We start from the raw sequence: 15,497 nt of genomic DNA on the forward strand, positions 1-15,497 counted from the left end.
CTGGTGGGTGCCTTCGGCGAGTGCCTTCGGCGGGGGAGGGGACTTTGGGTGCGGGTGCGTTGTGGTGTCGCCTTCGGCGGGAGGGGGTGTGGGGCGGGGCCCGCTGGTGGTGGGTGGTGCGGGCGGGGCCGGGGCGGAGGGGTGGGTTCCAGGACTGCTTCGCTTTTACGTCCTGGAACCCACCCCTCCGCCCCGGCCCCTCGGTCTTGTGGCGGGCCGCGCCCCGGTGGGGGAAGAGACAAGACGTGGGTGTTGCCCGGATGGGCGGGAGAAGACCTAGTCGTCCAGGGCCGAGCGGATCGCGTCGTCCACGGTGGGATGGGTGAACGTGAAGCCGGAGTCCAGGAGGCGTCGGGGGATGATGCGCTGGCTGGCCAGGACGTTGTCGGCGAACTCGCCCAGGGCGAGCCGCAGGGCGGGGGCCGGGACCGGGAAGGGCGTGGGGCGGTGCAGTACGCGGCCCATCGCCGCCGTGACCTCCCGGTTGGTGACCGGTTCGGGCGCGGTGAAGTTGACCGGGCCGCTCAGCTCCTCGGTGTCGATGAGGTGCCGGAGGGCGGCGATGTGGTCGTGCAGGGAGATGAAGCTCCAGTACTGCCGGCCGCTGCCGAGCCGTCCGCCCAGGCCCAGTTTGAACAGCGGGAACAGCCGTCCCCAGGCACCGCCCTGGCGTCCCACGACCAGCCCGGTGCGGGGGAAGACCGTCCGGATGCCGGCCTCGACGGCCGGGGCGGCGGCCTCCTCCCATTCGACACAGACGCGGGCCAGGAAGTCGTCGCCGGGTGGCGCCGACTCGTCCGTCCGCCGGTCGCCGGTGTTCCCGTAGTAGCCGATGGCGCTGCCGCAGACGAAGACGCGCGGTGGGGTGTCCAGGGAGGCGATGGCCTCGGCGAGCGCCGCCGTGCCGAGGACGCGGCTGTCCCGGATCGTGCGCTTGTACGCGTCGGTCCAGCGGTGGTCGCCGACGCCGGCGCCCGCGAGGTGTACGACGGCGTCGCAGCCCGCGAGCCCGGCGGCGTCCACCGTCTGGCGTTCGGGGTCCCAGCGCACCTCGTCGGCACCGCGCGGCGGGCGCCGGACGAGCCGGACGATGTCGGGCTGCTGCGTCCCGGCTTCCGGCGGGCGGGTGGCGTTCGTCGCGCGCAGGGAGCGCAGGAGTGCCGTTCCGATGAGACCGGTCGAGCCGGTGATCGCGATCCGCATGGCAGCCATACTGCCGGTTCGGGGAGCGTATACATGGCACAGTGGCACGCATGTCCGAATCGCTCGTCCGTACTGCCGTTTTCGCCGACGAAGAGCAGCTCGCGGTCATCGACCGCCGTACGTGGTCGACGCTGCATGCCGTGACGCCCCGGCCGCAGTCCCCGTACGGCCGGTTCTTCGACGACCGGCACCGGCCCGAAGATCTGCTGGTGGCGGAGGTCGCGGGGCAGCTGGCCGGCTTTCTGCGGATGGTGCCGCCGACGGCGCTGCCCTGCAACGCGCACGTCCGGCAGATCCAGGGCCTGGCCGTGGACACCTGGGCGCGTGGCCGGGGCATCGCCCGTACGCTGCTGGACGCGGCGTGCGCGCAGGCGGCGGACGAGAGCGCGCGCCGGATCACCCTGCGGGTCCTCGGGCACAACACTCCGGCGCGCAGGCTTTACGAGTCGGCGGGGTTCGTGGTGGAGGGCATTCTGCCCGAGGAGTTCCTGCTGGAGGGCAAGTACGTCGATGACGTGTTGATGGGCAAGAAGCTGAGCTGAGCGGCCGAGGTGGGGGCTCTGGTGGTGCGCTTCTAGGCGATGAGCGCCTTGAGGAGGACGTCGGCGAACTCGGCAGGGTGTGTGGTCGTACCGGTGTGCCCGCCCGGGAAGTGCAGGAGTTCCGTGCCGAAACGTTCGGCCAGGAAGGCGGCCGGCCGGTAGGCCAGCTCGCCGCGGGAGTCCTGGCCGCCGGCCAGGACGAGGCGGTCGGTCAGGGCCGCCAGGCGCGCGGTGTCCGGGGCGTACGACATGAAGGGGGCCACGATCCGGCCGACGAAGTACGGCAGGTTGGCCATGGTCTGCTCGGCCCGCGCCGCGGCCTGCGGCGGAAGCTTCATCTCCGGCTGAGGTGCGGTATCGCTGCCGTCCTTCTTGAGGCCCGCGGCGAAAACGGCCATCGCCGGCATGAGCCCCTGGGTACGGAACGTCTCCTGTACGCGGGCGACGAGCGCGCGGTGTTCGGCGGCGTCCGGCAGGACCTCCACCACCGGTGGCTCGTGCGCCACGACGCGCGTGAGGCGTGAGGGGTGGGTGGTGAGCAGGTGCAGGGCGGTGATCGCGCCCGAGCTGATGCCGAGTACCCGGGCGGGTTCGCCGGGCGCCAACAGCTCCAGCATCCGGAACGCGTCGTCGGCGTGCTCGGCCACGTGCTGTTCGGCCTCGGGGTCGTCCAGCGTGCTCCGGGACATGCCGCGCGGGTCGTAGGCCGCGACGGTGTAGGTGGTGGCCAGCTCGTCGGCGATGCCGTCCAAGGAGGCCGCGCCGCCCGCTCCGCCGGGTATGAGCAGCAGCAGCGGACCCTGGCCGCGTACTTCGTAGTGCAGGGTCGCGCCGTTCACGCGCAGGCTGCCGGTGGTCGGGCCGGTGGTCGGGCCGTTCATGTCGGGTCTCCTTCTCGGGCTTCTCGGGCTTCGCGGCGGGGCGAGGGCCAGTGCGTCAGGGCGGTGTGGAGGGCGTCGAGGGCACGGACCCAGGAGTCCTGCGGCGACCGTTCGTGGGCGAAGCCGCCAGCGGCTTCCAGGGCGACGAAGCCGTGGAACGTACTGCGCAGCAGACGGACCGCGTCGGTCAGGTCGGGTTCGGCCAGGCCGTAGCCGCGCAACATGCCGTAGGTCAGCTCGACCGCGCGCCGCGGTCCGGGGGCATTCGCGGCCAGTTCCGGGTCGATCTTCAGCGGCAACTGCGTCGCCATGTAGCGGCCGGGGTGCGCGGCCGCGTACTCCCGCCAGGCGTCGGCGAACGCGACCAGGGCGTCCTTGCCCGCGAGCCCGGCGGTCGCCTCCGCGATGCGGATGGTCTTCTCGTCGGCTGCCAGCAGCGCGATCCGCCCGCGCAGGTCGTCCAGGCCGCGTACGTGCGTGTACAGACTCGCGTCCTTCACACCGAGCCGCCGCGCCACCTGCGACATGGTGACCTGGTCGAACCCGGCCTCGTCCGCCAGCTCGGCACCCGCGAGCGTCACTCGGTCCGCCGTCAAACCGGCTCGTGCCATGGGTCTGCCCCCTCCTGCCATTAGCCTAGAACCTCTAGGTGGAGCCTAGGGGTGCTAATTATTTCCTAGGCACTCTAGGTATAGCCGACGGGCTCTAGGCGCGGCAACGGATTTAGGCAGCCAGCAGCCAGCAGCCAGCAGCCAGCAGCCGGCAGTCGTGCGCGGCCTGACTCGTGGCGCGGCGAGGGGACAGCCCCGCACCCGCGGGGACCACAGGCCGCGACCAGCGGCTTTGTCAGCCGACGCGGCGGTTTTTACTCACTTTCATCGATGCCGACCGGTGGGCTCGCTGTCTCGACGTGCAGCGTGAAGGCATCAGGTCCCATACCGATCCCACAACTGCGGAAACCGTTCCGCCAGGACGCGGTCGTCGTCCAGGTCCAGGTAGGTGCCGAGGGGTTCGCGGGGCTGGGGTGGCAGACCGAGGTCGGGCATTTCGGCGCCGGTTAGTTGTTCGTACGCCTCGTCCGCCGCGTAGCCGAGTTCCTCCGCGTCGCCGTCCACCTCGTCGTCGAACGTGTCCAGCAGGTCGGCGAGGTGGTCGGGGTCGTGCAGGGCGCCCTCGAAGACTTCCCGGCCCTGGCCGATCAGCCAGCTGCGGAAGTTGTCGAAGGCGTCGTCGCTCGCGCCGCCGAGCAGGATGCCGGCCGCGGCCCACAGGTCCCAGGTGTAGGCGCGGCTGTCCCGGGACTCGAAGTGCCGGGCGAAGTCCACCACCGAGTCGGGGTCGAGGGCGACCAGTCGTTCGACGAGCGCGTCCGCCTGCTCCTCCGGGTCGCCTTCGGCGGCCTCGCGGGAGCTGTCGATCAGCTGCCAGAACTCCGTCTCGTCCATCACGGGTACAGCATCGTTCCTGCCGCACGGCGCCGCACGCGGAGTGCCCCAGATGCGACGGTGTCGTTATCCGCGGTGCCTCGCGCGGAAAAGCGGACACAAGGTGTCGGGTTTCGGCGGGAAGGTCGTGGCATGCGAGAAGGAGAGACCACCATGGCCGAGGAAACCACCACACGGACACCGCTCACCGGGAAGGTCGCACTGGTCGCCGGGGCCACGCGCGGCGCGGGCCGGGCGATGGCGGTGGAGCTGGGCCGGGCCGGTGCCACGGTCTATGTCACCGGCCGTACGACCAGGGAACACGTCAGCGAGGTCGGCCGGGCGACGGAGACGATCGAGGAGACGGCGGAGCTGGTGACGGCGGCGGGCGAGGCGGCCCGATGGGCCTCGGCCGAAGGCGGTGCGGCGGCCCCGGCCGGGTGCGGCACCGGCATCGCCGTACCGACGGACCATCTGGACCCGGCGGCGGTACGGGCGCTGACCGAGCGCATCGACCGTGAGCAGGGGCGGCTGGACATCCTCGTCAACGACCTGTGGGGCGGGGACGTGCATGTCGAGTGGGGCAAGAAGATGTGGGAGCACGACCTGGAGAAGGGACTGCGGGTACTGCGGCTCGGGGTGGAGAGCCACATCGTCACCAGCAGGTACGCGCTGCCGCTGCTGATCCGTCGGCCCGGCGGGCTGCTGGTGGAGGTGACGGACGGTACGGAGGAGTTCAACCGGCGCTACCGGGAGCCCTTCTACTACGACCTGGCCAAGAGCGGGCCGATCCGGATGACGAAGGGGCTGGCGCAGGAACTGCCGGAGTACGGGTGTACGGCGGTGTGCCTGACACCGGGCTGGCTGCGGTCGGAGGCCATGCTGGACACCCACTTCAAGGTCACCGAGGAGGACTGGCGGGCGGGCTGCGCGCAGAACCCGCACTTCGCGATCTCCGAGACGCCGGTGTTCGTGGGGCGGGCGCTGGCGGCCCTGGCCTGCGACCCGGACGTGGCCCGGGTCAACGGGCAGGCACTGTCCAGCGGCGGGCTGGCGAAGGTGTACGGCTTCACGGACGTGGACGGGTCGGCTCCGGACGCCTGGCGCTACATCACGGAGGTCGAGCAGGAGGGGAAGCCCGCGGACACGACGGGGTATCGGTAGGCGGCACGGGTACGGGGCGGGGAGAGGCGGGGCGCGTCTCACGGCTGCCCGTGAAGACCGTAAGGACGTGAAGACCATTCAGCCGTACAGCCCGTGCATACGTGCCGCCGCCGCGGCGAACCGTTCCCGCAGCTCCGGCGGCGCCAGTACCTCCGCCTCCGGTCCGAGGCCCAGCAGCTGGCCGTAGGCGACGTCCAGGGATTCGACGGGCAGGGTGACGGTGGTCCGGCCCTGCCCGTCGGGTTCGTCCGCTGCTGCCAGGGCCTCGTCGGCACCGGCGCGGTCGGTGACGTGCCGCAGTTGGCGGGTGCCCGCCGGTGTCAGCCGTACGACCACCTCGTCCCGCAGGATCGAGCGGGCGAACTGGGCGGCCCGCTCCGCCCAGAATGCGGGCAGGTCGAAGTCCGGGCCGCGGGTGAAGCGGTCGTCGAGGGGCGTGACGGAGGTGAAGCGGTCGATGCGGTACACGCGCAGGTCCGTACTGGCTTTCGCCTCCGTGCCGGCCTCCGCCTCCGTGCCGGCTTCCATCGCCGTGCTGGCTTCCGTCGCCGTGCCGGCCTCCGCCTCCGTGCCGGATTCCGCCCCCGTGCCGGCCCGCGCCGCCAGGTACCAGACGCCCGCCTTGAGCACCAGGCCGTACGGCTCCAGCTCGCGCTCCACCTCGGTGTCCTTGCGGCGGTAGCGGGTGGCGATGCGCCGGTCGTCCCAGACGGCGTCCGCGACGGCGGGCAGCAGTTCGGGTGTGGCCGGCTCGCGGTACCAGGCGGGGGCGTCGAGGTGGAAGCGCTGGGCGGCGCCGTCGGCGGCGTCCCGCAGTTCGGGCAGCAGTGCGGCGGAGACCTTGAGCCGGGCGGCGGAGGCGGCGTCGGCGAGGCCCATGTCGCGCAGCGCGGCGGGCACACCGGACAGGAACAGCGCCTCGGCCTCGCTGCGGCCGAGGCCGGTCAGCCGGGTGCGGTAACCGCCGATGAGGCGGTAGCCGCCGGCCCGGCCGCGGTCCGCGTAGACGGGCACCCCGGCCTCGGAGAGGGAGAGCACGTCGCGGGCGACCGTACGCTCCGACACCTCCAGCTCCCGCGCCAGTTCGGCGCCGGTCATCGACGGGCGGGACTGGAGCAGCAGCACCATTTTGATCAGTCGGGCAGCGCGCATGGCTGCATCATGCCGCGCGGGAGCGCGGCCCGGCGCACGGGCGGTGCTCCCGTGCGCGACGGAGATCCCGTGCGGAGACCCCGGGCGCGGTTGAGGTGGTCTCCGCACGGGAGCGGGGGGCGCCGGACCGGAGTCCGGCGCGGGGTGCGGGCACTGCGGCAGGCGCGGGCCCGGCGGGGGTGGTGCGGGCACGGCGGGAGGCCGCCGTGCCCGCCGGGGCCTACAGTCCGTACCGCTCCTTCGCCTCCTTGACCGTCTCCGCCTTCACGTCGCCGCGGCGCGCCAGTGCGGCCAGCGCCTGTACGACGACCGACTGGGCGTCGACGCCGAAGTGGCGGCGGGCGGCCTCGCGGGTGTCGGAGAGGCCGAAGCCGTCGGTGCCGACGGAGGTCCAGTCCTGCTCGACCCAGGGGGCGATCTGGTCGGGCACGGCACGCATCCAGTCGCTGACCGCCACGACCGGGCCGGGGGCACCGGCCAGCGCACGGGTCACGTACGGGATACGGTCCTCGCCCTCCAGGCGGGCCGCGTCGCACTCCAGCGCGTCGCGGCGCAGCTCCGTCCAGGACGGCGCCGACCAGATGTCCGCCGCCACGCCCCAGTCGCGGGCCAGGATCTCCTGGGCCTCCAGGATCCAGTGGATGGCGGTGCCGGAGGCCAGCAGCTGGAGGCGCGGGGCGTCGGCAGCGGCCGAGGCGGCCTCCTTGAAGCGGTACAGACCCTTGAGGATGCCTTCCTCGATGCCCTCGCCCTCCGGCATGGCGGGCTGCACCTTGGTCTCGTTGTAGACCGTGAGGTAGTAGAAGACGTCTTCGGCGTCCGGACCGTACATCCGGCGCAGGCCCTCCTTGACGATCACCGCGACCTCGTAGGCGAACGCCGGGTCGTAGGAGAGCGCCGCCGGGTTGGTGGAGGCGATCAGGTGCGAGTGGCCGTCCGCGTGCTGGAGGCCCTCACCGGTCATCGTCGTCCGGCCGGCGGTGGCGCCGATGACGAAGCCGCGGCCCAGCTGGTCGGCGAGCGCCCAGAACTGGTCGGCGGTGCGCTGCCAGCCGAACATCGAGTAGAAGATGTAGAACGGGATCATCGGCTCGCCGTGGGTGGCGTACGAGGTCGCAGCCGCGGTGAAGTCGGCCAGCGAACCGGCCTCCGTGATGCCCTCGTTGAGGATCTGCCCGTCCTTGGCTTCCTTGTAGTACAGGAGCTGGTCGCGGTCGACCGGGTCGTAGGTCTGGCCGACGGGGGAGTAGAGCCCGGCGGACGGGAACAGCGACTCCATGCCGAACGTGCGGGCCTCGTCGGGCACGACCGGCACCCAGCGCTTGCCGGTCTCCTTGTCCCGCATCAGGTCCTTGACCAGGCGGACGAACGCCATGGTGGTGGCGATCTCCTGCGAGCCGGAGCCCTTCTTCAGCGCGTCGAACGCCTTGTCGGCGGGCATCGGCAGCGGCTTGGCGACGACCTTGCGGGCGGGGGCCGGGCCACCGAGGGCGGCGCGGCGCTGACGCAGGTACTCCATCTCGGGGGAGCTCTCGTCCGGGCGGGCGTACGGCACCACGTCCGCGTCCAGGGCGCTGTCCGGGATGGGCAGCTCCAGCAGGTCGCGCATGGTGCGGAACTGCTCGCCGGTGAGCTTCTTCATCTGGTGGTTGGCGTTACGGGACTCGAAGCCCTCGCCGAGGGTGTAGCCCTTGACGGTCTGCGCCAGGATGACGGTCGGCGCGCCCTTGTGCTCGACGGCGGCCTTGTACGCGGCGTACACCTTGCGCGGCTCGTGGCCCGCGCGGGAGGTCTGGAACAGCTCCAGCAGCTTGGCGTCCGACAGGCCCTGGGCGATGCGGCCCAGCGCCGGGTCGGAGCCGAAGAAGTGCTCGCGCAGGTAGGCGGCGTCGCGGGTGGCGTACGTCTGGAACTGCGCGTCGGGGGTCTCGCGCAGGCGGCGCAGCAGGGCGCCGTCGGTGTCCTGGGCGAAGATCTCGTCCCAGGCCTGGCCCCACAGGGACTTGATGACGTTCCAGCCCGCGGCGCGGAACTGGGCCTCCAGCTCCTGCACGATCTTGAAGTTGGGGCGGACCGGGCCGTCGAGACGCTGGAGGTTGCAGTTGATGACGAAGGTCAGGTTGTCCAGGCCCTCGCGGCCGGCCAGTGCCAGTGCGGCCGTCGACTCGGGCTCGTCCATCTCGCCGTCACCGAGGAACGCCCACACGTGGGAGTTCGAGGTGTCCTTGATGCCGCGGTGCTCCAGGTAGCGGTTGAAGCGCGCCTGGTAGATCGCGGAGAGCGGGCCCAGGCCCATGGAGACGGTGGGGAACTCCCACAGCCAGGGCAGGCGCCGCGGGTGCGGGTACGAGGGCAGGCCGTCGCCGGCCGCCTCCTGGCGGAAGCGGTCGAGCTGGTCCTCGGTGAGGCGGCCTTCGAGGAAGGCGCGGGCGTAGATGCCGGGGGAGGCGTGGCCCTGGATGTAGAGCTGGTCGCCACTGCCCCCCGAGGAGGGGTCTTCCTTGCCGCGGAAGAAGTGCTGGAAGCCGGTCTCGTAGAGCCAGGCCGCCGAGGCGAAGGTGGCGATGTGGCCGCCGAGGCCGAGGCGGGAGCCGCGGGTGACCATGGCGGCCGCGTTCCAGCGGTTCCAGGCCGTGATCCGGGCCTCCATCGCCTCGTCACCCGGGAACTCGGGCTCGGCGGCGGTCGGGATGGTGTTGACGTAGTCGGTTTCGAGCGGCGCGAGGCCCGGGGCACCGGTGTGCTCCACGGCACGGCGCATCAGGTAGGCGGCGCGGTGCGGACCGGCCGCCTTCGTGACGGCGTCCAGGGACGCGCGCCACTCGGCCGTCTCCTCCGGGTCGCGGTCCGGGACCTGGTCGAGCTGGCTGTACGGCATACGTACGGGATCGGGCATGGGTGGCCCCTTTCCGGACGGAGGAGGGAGGTGCGATGAGTGCTTTGGCAGGCAGGGGTCGCGCCCCACGGACGACGATACGCCTCTGATCGATGATCGATCAACGCAAGTTGAAGGAAAAACCGCAGGTCGGCACGGGGTGCCAGCCTTTTGGGCACGGGATGCCAGGCTGTCTGCGGCTCCGAATCGAAGGGCGGGAGGGTTTCTGACCTGCGCGTCAGACCCTGGGCGCGCAGCTCAGTACGTGGGTCTTCAGCAGCTCGCCGATCCTCGGGTCGCGCCGCCGGAACGCGTCCACGATCTCCTGGTGGTCCCGCGCGTGCGAGCGCGGCTCCGGGCTGAACCAGCGGATCGACAGCGTCGTCCACACCTCGACGCCCAGCGACTCCCAGGTGTGCAGCAGGACGGCGTTACGGGCGGCGCGCACGATCTCGCGGTGGAAGGCCACCGTGTGCCGCACCTGCGCCTCGCCGTCGCCGTGCCGGTCCGCCTCGCACAGCGCCGCCACCTCGCGGTCCAGCGCCGCGCAGTCCTCGGCCAGCCGTCCGGCGGCCAGCTCCGCGGCCACCTGCTCCAGACCGGCCCGTACCGGGTAGCTCTCCTTGAGGTCGTCGGCGGTAAGATTCCGTACCCGTACGCCCTTGTTCGGTGCCGACTCGATCAGCTGGAGCGACTCCAGCTCGCGCAGCGCCTCCCGTACGGGCGTCTGGCTGACTTCCAGCTCCACCGCGATCCGCCGCTCCACGATCCGCTCACCGGGCTGCCAGCGGCCGCTGACGATCCCTTCCAGGATGTGCTCGCGGATCTGCTCGCGGAGCGAATGGACGACGGGCGGGGTCATGAGGTGCTCCTTCAGAGCGTGTGGCAGGTGGCGGCCGGGCTCCCGCGCCGACGGGCGGTACGGGGCCACCGCGGGACGGCCATTATCCGTGCAACGAAAACGGGTCGGCCCCGGCTCGTACGAACTTGTACGAACCGGGGCCGACCCTGCACACCTACGCGGTGGCTAGCGTGTTCAGAGACCGATCTCGGTCTCGAACTCGCCGGCCTCCAGGATCTGCTTGACCGTCGTCAGGTAGCGGGCCGCGTCGGCACCGTCCACCAGGCGGTGGTCGTAGGAGAGCGCCAGGTAGGTCATGTGGCGCACGGCGATGGTCTCGCCCAGCTCCGGGTGGTCGACGACCACCGGGCGCTTGACGGTGGCGCCGATGCCCAGGATGCCGACCTGGTTCGGGGGCACGATGACCGTGTCGAACAGCGCGCCGCGCGAGCCGGTGTTGCTGATCGTGAAGGTCGCGCCCGACATGTCGTCCGGGCTGATCTTGTTGGTGCGGACCTTGCCGGCCAGCTCCGCGGTCTTCCGGGCGATGCCGGCGATGTTCAGGTCGCCCGCACCCTTGATGACCGGGGTCATCAGGCCCTTCTCCGCGTCCACCGCGATACCGACGTTCTCGGTGTCGAAGTAGGTGATCGTGCCCTCGTCCTCGTTGATCCGGGCGTTGACGACCGGGTGGGCCTTCAGCGCCTGGACGGCGGCCTTGACGAAGAACGGCATCGGCGAGAGCTTGACGCCCTCACGCTGCGCGAAGGCGTCCTTGGCCTTGTTGCGCATCCGCATGATCTTGGTGATGTCCACCTCGACCACGGAGGTCAGCTGCGCCTGGCCGTGCAGGGCCTTCATCATGTTGTCGCCGATGACCTTGCGCATCCGCGGCATCTTGACCGTCTGGCCGCGCAGCGGCGACGCCTCGATGGCCGGGGCCTTCGAGGTGGCGGCCGGGGCGGCGGCAGCGGCCGGGGCGGCCTGCTTGGCGGCCTCGGCGGCGGCGATGACGTCCTGCTTGCGAATACGGCCGCCGACGCCGGTGCCCTTGACCGAGCCCAGGTCCACGCTGTTCTCCTGGGCCAGCTTGCGGACCAGGGGGGTGACGTACGCGGCGTCCGCCTCACCCGCGGCCGGGGCCGGGTCCGGGGCGGGGGTGGTGACCTGCTGCGGCGCGGGCGCCGAGGGGGCCTGGGGAGCCGGAGCCTCCTGCTTGGGGGCTTCCTGCTTCGGGGCCTCCTGGGCCGGAGCCGGGGCGGCGGGGGCCTCGGCCTGGGCCGGGGCAGCACCCTTCTGGCCGATGACGGCGAGCTTGGCGCCGACCTCGGCGGTCTCGTCCTCGCCCACCAGGATCTCCAGCAGGGTGCCGGCGGTGGGGGCGGGGATCTCGGTGTCGACCTTGTCGGTGGAGACCTCCAGCAGCGGCTCGTCCTCGGCCACCTCCTCGCCGACCTCCTTGAGCCAGCGGGTGACGGTGCCCTCGGTGACGCTCTCGCCGAGCGCGGGGAGGACGACGTCGGTGCCCTGGGCGCCACCGGCGGGGGCATCCTGCTGGGGAGCCTCCTGCTGCGGGGCTTCCTGGGCGGGGGCCGCGGCGGGCTCCGGCTGGGCCGGGGCCTCAGCAGGCTGCGCGGCGTCAGCCGCTCCGGTGGAGCCGCTGCTTGCAGCGGACTCGGCCTGCGCCGGGGCGGACTCGGCCGCGGGGGCGCCGCTGCCGTCGTCGATGACGGCCAGCTCGGCGCCGACCTCGACGGTCTCGTCCTCGGCCACCTTGATGGAGGCCAGCACGCCGGCGGCGGGGGCGGGGATCTCGGTGTCGACCTTGTCGGTCGACACCTCCAGCAGGGGCTCGTCGGCCTCGACGCGCTCACCCTCGGCCTTCAGCCAGCGGGTGACGGTGCCCTCGGTGACGCTCTCGCCGAGCGCCGGAAGGGTTACGGAAACCGCCATGGTTTCTCTTGCTCCTTACAGAAAAGTGCGGATGTGGTCGCGCCCGGACCGGGATCAGTCGTGGGAGTGCAGAGGCTTGCCGGCCAGGGCCAGGTGGGCCTCGCCGAGCGCCTCGTTCTGCGTCGGGTGCGCGTGGATGAGCTGCGCAACCTCGGCCGGCAGGGCCTCCCAGTTGTAGACCAGCTGGGCCTCGCCGACCTGCTCGCCCATACGGTCACCGACCATGTGGACGCCGACCACGGCACCGTCCTTGACCTGGACGAGCTTGATCTCGCCCGCGGTCTTGAGGATCTTGCTCTTGCCGTTGCCCGCGAGGTTGTACTTCAGAGCGACGACCTTGTCGGCACCGTACAGCTCCTTGGCCTTCGCCTCGGTGATACCCACCGAAGCGACCTCGGGGTGGCAGTACGTCACGCGCGGCACGCCGTCGTAGTCGATCGGCACGGTCTTGACGCCGGCCAGCCGCTCCGCCACCAGGATGCCCTCGGCGAAGCCGACGTGCGCGAGCTGGAGGGTCGGGACGAGGTCACCGACGGCCGAGACGGTCGGCACGTTGGTCTGCATGTACTCGTCCACGAGGACGTAGCCGCGGTCCATGGCGACCCCGGCCTCCTCGTAGCCCAGGCCCTGGGAGACCGGGCCGCGGCCGATGGCGACCAGCAGCACCTCGGCCTCGAAGGACTTGCCGTCGGCCAGCGTGACCTTGACGCCGTCCTGGGTGTACTCGGCCTTGTCGAAGAAGGTGCCCAGGTTGAACTTGATGCCGCGCTTGCGGAAGGCCCGCTCCAGCAGCTTGGAGCTGTTCTCGTCCTCGACCGGGACGAGGTGCTTGAGGCCCTCGACGATGGTCACGTCGGTGCCGAAGGACTTCCACGCCGAGGCGAACTCGACGCCGATGACGCCGCCGCCCAGCACGATCGCGGACTTCGGCACCCGGTCCAGCTTCAGCGCGTGGTCCGAGGAGATGATCCGGTCGCCGTCGATGGTCAGGCCCGGCAGGGACTTCGGCACGGAGCCGGTCGCCAGCAGGATGTGGCGGCCCTGGACGCGCTGGCCGTTCACGTCGACGGAGGTGGGGGAGGACAGCCGGCCCTCACCCTCGATGTAGGTCACCTTGCGGGAGGCGACCAGGCCCTGCAGCCCCTTGTACAGGCCCGAGATGACCTCGTCCTTGTACTTGTGGACGCCCTCGATGTCGATGCCGTCGAGGGTGGCCTTGACACCGAACTGCGCGGCTTCGCGGGCCTGGTCCGCGATCTCGCCGGCGTGCAGCAGGGCCTTGGTGGGGATGCAGCCGTTGTGCAGGCAGGTGCCGCCGAGCTTGTTCTTCTCGATCAGGGCGACGTCCAGGCCCAGCTGCGCCCCGCGCAGGGCAGCGGCGTAACCACCGCTACCGCCTCCGAGGATCACTAGGTCGAAAACGGTGCTGGCGTCGTTCGCCACGTCACGTCCTCCATGCATGGGTACGCCGGAGCCGGTCGTCGGTGACCGGGCGGCGGCTGTTGATCGGCCGCTTCTTGGATCGGCCCTGGGTAAGGGGGGCCCTGTCCTGCCAAGAACCCATCTTCGCACTTGTTGAACGGTGACGGGACGGCGGGCCGGGCTGTGGGACGGCACGACGGCCGTTCCCGGGGGTTGCGCGTGCGGTTACTCAGGCGTACGGGCGTACGGATTTCGTCGAGGGCGAACACGCGCGTACGGCCCCGGGCGCCGGGCCCGGGGCCGTACCGGCAAAACGTTGTGAACGCCACAAACGTAACCGCGCCAGGATCAGCCGAGGTCGCCGTCCGCGGTGCGCTCGGCCAGCCGCACCAGGGTGCGGACCGCGGAGCCGGTGCCGCCCTTGGGGGTGTAGCCGAACGGCGCGCTCTCGTGGAAGGCCGGGCCGGCGATGTCCAGGTGCGCCCAGGTGATGCCCTCGCCCACGAACTCCTTCAGGAAGACCCCGGCCAGCAGGCCGCTGCCCGCCCGCTCGCCGACGTTCTTCAGGTCGGCGACCGGGGAGTCCATGCTCCGGCGCAGCTCGGACGGCATCGGCATCGGCCAGGACGGCTCGCCGGCCGCCGCCGCGATCTCGTGCAGGCTCGCCCGGAAGGCGTCGTCGTTGGACATGATCCCGAAGGTCCGGTTGCCCAGCGCCATCACCATCGCGCCGGTCAGCGTCGCTACGTCCACGATCGCGTCGGGCTGCTCCTCCGAGGCGCGGGTCAGCGCGTCGGCCAGCACCAGGCGGCCCTCGGCGTCGGTGTTCAGCACCTCGACGGTCTTGCCGTTGTACATGGTCAGCACGTCGCCGGGGCGCATCGCGTTGCCCGAGGGCATGTTCTCGGCGAGCGCCAGCCAGCCGGTGACGTTGACCGCGAGGCCCAGCCGGGCGGCGGCCACGACCGCGGCGAACACCGCGGCGGCGCCGCTCATGTCGCACTTCATGGTCTCGTTGAAGCCGGCCGGCTTCAGGGAGATGCCGCCCGAGTCGTAGGTGATGCCCTTGCCGACGAGCGCCAGGGTCTTTTCGCCCTTCGGGTGGGTGTGGGCGATCCGCACCAGCCGCGGCGGGTTCTCCGAGCCCTGGCCGACGCCCGTCAGGCCGCCGTAGCCGCCCTTCTTCAGGGCCTTCTCGTCCAGCACCTCGACCTTGAGGCCGAACTCCTTCGCGGCGGCCTGGGCCTGCGCGGCGAAGGACTTCGGGGTGAGGTCGTTGGAGGGGGTGTTGATCAGGTCGCGGGCGCGGTTGACCTCGGCGGCCAGCGTCTCGGCGCGCTCGGCGGCGGCCTTGTGGGCCTTGTCGCGCGGCTTGCCGCCGAGGATCGCGATCTCGGCCAGCGGCGCCTTGCCGTTGCCCTCGGCCTTCTTGCCGCCGCGGGCGGTCTTCGCGTCGCCGCCGCGGTACGCGGTGAAGGCGTACGCGCCGAGCAGCGCGCCCTCGGCGACCGCCGCGGTGTCCCCGGCGTCCCCGTTGGGCAGCGCGAAGGCGGCCTTCTTGGTGCCGGCCAGGGCGCGGGCGGCGGCGCCGGCGCCGCGGCGCAGCACCTCGGGGTCGTACTCCTCGTCCGCGGCCGGGGCGTCGCCCAGGCCGACCGCCAGGACGACCGCCGCCTTCAGGCCGGAGCCGGCCGGCAGCTTGGTGACCTCGCCCTCGGCACCGCTCGCGCCGAGGGTCTCCAGGACGGCGGCGAGCCCGCCGTCGAACGCCTTGTCCACGGCTTCGGCGCCGGGGGCCAGTACGACGCCCTTGGCGCCCTTGGCCACGCCGACGACAACGGTGTCCGCACGCAACGTCGCGGCGGAGGAGGTGCTGAGGGTCAGTGCAGTCACGGTGATGAGAGTCCTGTTCCGTCCGGTTGTCCGTTCGCGCCGAGGGCGCTGCTGCGGCCGAGCCTACGCTCGGGGGCGCCGGACGTAACCGCTTGATGCCGTATCGGCCCGGCCTGTCACATCTTCATCACCTGTCACAGGGGCCTC

General features: G+C 71.7%; 12 protein-coding genes. 2 read left to right on the plus strand and 10 right to left on the minus strand.

All coding sequences use genetic code 11. The features are described 5' to 3' along the window. Positions 1-276: 276 nt before the first annotated feature. Positions 277-1,212, minus strand: a complete 936-nt coding sequence (locus OEIGOIKO_RS30575) for a TIGR01777 family oxidoreductase (RefSeq protein WP_125056748.1) — start codon at positions 1,210-1,212, stop codon at positions 277-279. A 41-nt stretch (positions 1,213-1,253) separates the two neighbouring features. On the opposite strand from OEIGOIKO_RS30575, the gene OEIGOIKO_RS30580 reads away from it, so the two are divergent. Next, positions 1,254-1,745, plus strand: coding sequence for a GNAT family N-acetyltransferase (locus tag OEIGOIKO_RS30580; protein WP_125056749.1), 492 nt, complete (start codon positions 1,254-1,256; stop codon positions 1,743-1,745). 32 nt (positions 1,746-1,777) lie between these two features. Here the strand turns inward: OEIGOIKO_RS30580 and OEIGOIKO_RS30585 are convergent, their stop codons facing one another. From OEIGOIKO_RS30585 to OEIGOIKO_RS30595, 3 genes are all read right to left on the minus strand, one after another. Continuing rightward, positions 1,778-2,626, minus strand: a complete 849-nt coding sequence (locus OEIGOIKO_RS30585) for an alpha/beta fold hydrolase (protein WP_125056750.1) — start codon at positions 2,624-2,626, stop codon at positions 1,778-1,780. Beyond that, the gene (locus tag OEIGOIKO_RS30590; RefSeq protein ID WP_125056751.1) at positions 2,623-3,237 is read right to left on the minus strand and encodes a TetR/AcrR family transcriptional regulator; all 615 of its coding nucleotides are present in this window, start codon (positions 3,235-3,237) and stop codon (positions 2,623-2,625) included. Before OEIGOIKO_RS30590 ends, OEIGOIKO_RS30585 begins: the two co-directional genes overlap by 4 nt. A gap of 315 nt (positions 3,238-3,552) precedes the next feature. Beyond that, complete coding sequence (locus OEIGOIKO_RS30595) at positions 3,553-4,071, minus strand: DUF4240 domain-containing protein (protein WP_125059170.1); 519 nt, start codon at positions 4,069-4,071, stop codon at positions 3,553-3,555. 153 nt (positions 4,072-4,224) lie between these two features. On the opposite strand from OEIGOIKO_RS30595, the gene OEIGOIKO_RS30600 reads away from it, so the two are divergent. Next, complete coding sequence (locus OEIGOIKO_RS30600; RefSeq protein ID WP_125056752.1) at positions 4,225-5,214, plus strand: SDR family oxidoreductase; 990 nt, start codon at positions 4,225-4,227, stop codon at positions 5,212-5,214. Positions 5,215-5,292: 78 nt separating this feature from the next. Here the strand turns inward: OEIGOIKO_RS30600 and OEIGOIKO_RS30605 are convergent, their stop codons facing one another. The 6 genes from OEIGOIKO_RS30605 to OEIGOIKO_RS30630 all read right to left on the minus strand — a co-directional run bounded on the left by OEIGOIKO_RS30605 (position 5,293) and on the right by OEIGOIKO_RS30630 (position 15,350). Beyond that, positions 5,293-6,366, minus strand: a complete 1,074-nt coding sequence (locus OEIGOIKO_RS30605; RefSeq protein ID WP_125056753.1) for a helix-turn-helix transcriptional regulator — start codon at positions 6,364-6,366, stop codon at positions 5,293-5,295. Between the two features lie 220 nt (positions 6,367-6,586). After that, a complete protein-coding gene (gene aceE / locus OEIGOIKO_RS30610; RefSeq protein WP_125056754.1) occupies positions 6,587-9,262 on the minus strand; it encodes a pyruvate dehydrogenase (acetyl-transferring), homodimeric type in 2,676 nt (891 codons plus the stop codon). 217 nt (positions 9,263-9,479) lie between these two features. Further along, on the minus strand, positions 9,480-10,103 hold the full coding sequence (locus OEIGOIKO_RS30615) for a GntR family transcriptional regulator (RefSeq protein ID WP_030022023.1): 624 nt from the start codon (positions 10,101-10,103) through the stop codon (positions 9,480-9,482). A gap of 174 nt (positions 10,104-10,277) precedes the next feature. Beyond that, positions 10,278-12,035, minus strand: a complete 1,758-nt coding sequence (gene sucB, locus OEIGOIKO_RS30620) for a 2-oxoglutarate dehydrogenase, E2 component, dihydrolipoamide succinyltransferase (RefSeq protein WP_125056755.1) — start codon at positions 12,033-12,035, stop codon at positions 10,278-10,280. A 54-nt stretch (positions 12,036-12,089) separates the two neighbouring features. Further along, a complete protein-coding gene (lpdA, locus tag OEIGOIKO_RS30625) occupies positions 12,090-13,478 on the minus strand; it encodes a dihydrolipoyl dehydrogenase (protein WP_170251922.1) in 1,389 nt (462 codons plus the stop codon). A gap of 327 nt (positions 13,479-13,805) precedes the next feature. After that, the gene (locus OEIGOIKO_RS30630) at positions 13,806-15,350 is read right to left on the minus strand and encodes a leucyl aminopeptidase (protein WP_125056757.1); all 1,545 of its coding nucleotides are present in this window, start codon (positions 15,348-15,350) and stop codon (positions 13,806-13,808) included. Positions 15,351-15,497: the final 147 nt, after the last annotated feature.

This window comes from Streptomyces paromomycinus (assembly GCF_003865155.1).
GTDB lineage: Bacteria > Actinomycetota > Actinomycetes > Streptomycetales > Streptomycetaceae > Streptomyces > Streptomyces chrestomyceticus.

Excerpts from the sequence above, each read along its gene's own strand:
- sucB (WP_125056755.1), bottom strand. The coding sequence starts at position 12,035 with ATGGCGGTTTCCGTAACCCTTCCGGCGCTCGGCGAGAGCGTCACCGAG.
- OEIGOIKO_RS30590 (WP_125056751.1), bottom strand. The coding sequence starts at position 3,237 with ATGGCACGAGCCGGTTTGACGGCGGACCGAGTGACGCTCGCGGGTGCC.
- OEIGOIKO_RS30575 (WP_125056748.1), bottom strand. The coding sequence starts at position 1,212 with ATGGCTGCCATGCGGATCGCGATCACCGGCTCGACCGGTCTCATCGGA.
- OEIGOIKO_RS30605 (WP_125056753.1), bottom strand. The coding sequence starts at position 6,366 with ATGCGCGCTGCCCGACTGATCAAAATGGTGCTGCTGCTCCAGTCCCGC.
- aceE (WP_125056754.1), bottom strand. The coding sequence starts at position 9,262 with ATGCCCGATCCCGTACGTATGCCGTACAGCCAGCTCGACCAGGTCCCG.
- OEIGOIKO_RS30595 (WP_125059170.1), bottom strand. The coding sequence starts at position 4,071 with ATGGACGAGACGGAGTTCTGGCAGCTGATCGACAGCTCCCGCGAGGCC.
- OEIGOIKO_RS30615 (WP_030022023.1), bottom strand. The coding sequence starts at position 10,103 with ATGACCCCGCCCGTCGTCCATTCGCTCCGCGAGCAGATCCGCGAGCAC.
- OEIGOIKO_RS30585 (WP_125056750.1), bottom strand. The coding sequence starts at position 2,626 with ATGAACGGCCCGACCACCGGCCCGACCACCGGCAGCCTGCGCGTGAAC.
- OEIGOIKO_RS30580 (WP_125056749.1), top strand. The coding sequence starts at position 1,254 with ATGTCCGAATCGCTCGTCCGTACTGCCGTTTTCGCCGACGAAGAGCAG.
- OEIGOIKO_RS30600 (WP_125056752.1), top strand. The coding sequence starts at position 4,225 with ATGGCCGAGGAAACCACCACACGGACACCGCTCACCGGGAAGGTCGCA.